The 1,310-nt window shown below is 57.6% G+C and carries 1 protein-coding gene; it reads left to right on the top strand.

Annotated features, from left to right (window positions below; genetic code table 11):
* On the top strand, nt 1–1,310 hold a 1,310-nt coding region (locus ACLBW8_RS28590; RefSeq protein WP_447806921.1), incomplete at both ends, for an immunoglobulin-like domain-containing protein.

Raw genomic sequence — 1,310 nt, 5'->3', positions numbered from 1 at the left:
CGGCGGCAACTTCGAAAATCTGGTGCCGAGCACGACGCCTGCGGTCACCACGATTACTGATTCGATCGACACCACCACCGTCACGCTGACGGCGGGCAATACCGTGACCGAAGGCGGTCAGATCACCTATACCGCCACGTTGACCAATCCAGCGCAGACGCCAGTGACTGTCACTTTGAGCAATGGCTCGGTGATTACCATCAAGGCTGGCGAGTCGGTTGGCACGGTTGTGGTCGATACACCGGCTAACGACGTCTACAACAACGGTTCGACCGTCAGCACCACGATTACCGGTGCTACCGGCGGCAACTTCGAAAATCTGGTGCCGAGCACGACGCCTGCGGTCACCACGATTACTGATTCGATCGACACCACCACCGTCACGCTGACGGCGGGCAACACCGTGACCGAAGGCGGTCAGATCACCTATACCGCTACGTTGACCAATCCAGCGCAGACGCCAGTGACTGTCACTTTGAGCAATGGCTCGGTAATTACCATCAAGGCTGGCGAGTCGGTTGGCAGCGTGATCGTCGACACCCCGCCGAACGACGTCTACGTAAACGGCAGCACTGTCAGCACCACTATCACGAACGCGACGGGCGGCAATTTCGAGAACCTGGTGCCGAGTACGACCCCTGCGGTCACCACGATTACTGACTCGATCGACACCACTACCGTCACGCTGACGGCTCCGTCGCAGGTTAGTGAAGGCGGTCAAATTACGTACACCGCTACGCTTTCCAATAAAGCGGGTACTGACGTCACCCTGAAACTCGACAACGGCTCGACTATCACCATCAAAGCCGGCGACACCGTCGGCACCGTGACTGTCCCAGCGCCTAGCGATGACGTGTTCATCGACAAGAGCACTCAGACGGTCAAGATCACTGACACCGCTGGTGGCAACTTCGAGAAGCTGGAAGTTGCTGGCGACGGCGCGACCACCACGATCAACGACACCATCGACAAAGTTGATGTGGTTCTGACCGCTACCACCACCGTTGGCGAAGGCGGCAATATCGTCTACACCGCCAGCCTTGTGGATAAAAACGGCGCGGCAGTGACTAACATCACCAACCCGCTGACCGTGACCTTGGACAACGGCCAGACCATCACTATCGGCGTGAATCAGTCGAGTGGCACCGTTTCGGTTGTAGCTCCAGATGACGTCTACAAAGGCGATCAAACCGTCACCACCGCAATTAAGGGTGTGACTGGCGGCGAGCATTTCGAGAATTTGGTTCCTGGTACTACGCCGGTTAACACCACCGTTACCGACACACCAGGCACTGCCGATACCACTACCG

The organism is Pseudomonas sp. M5A4_2d (genome assembly GCF_053345295.1).
The sequence above is the reverse complement of the archived record's forward strand: the minus strand, read 5'-3'. Positions and strand labels throughout refer to the sequence as shown.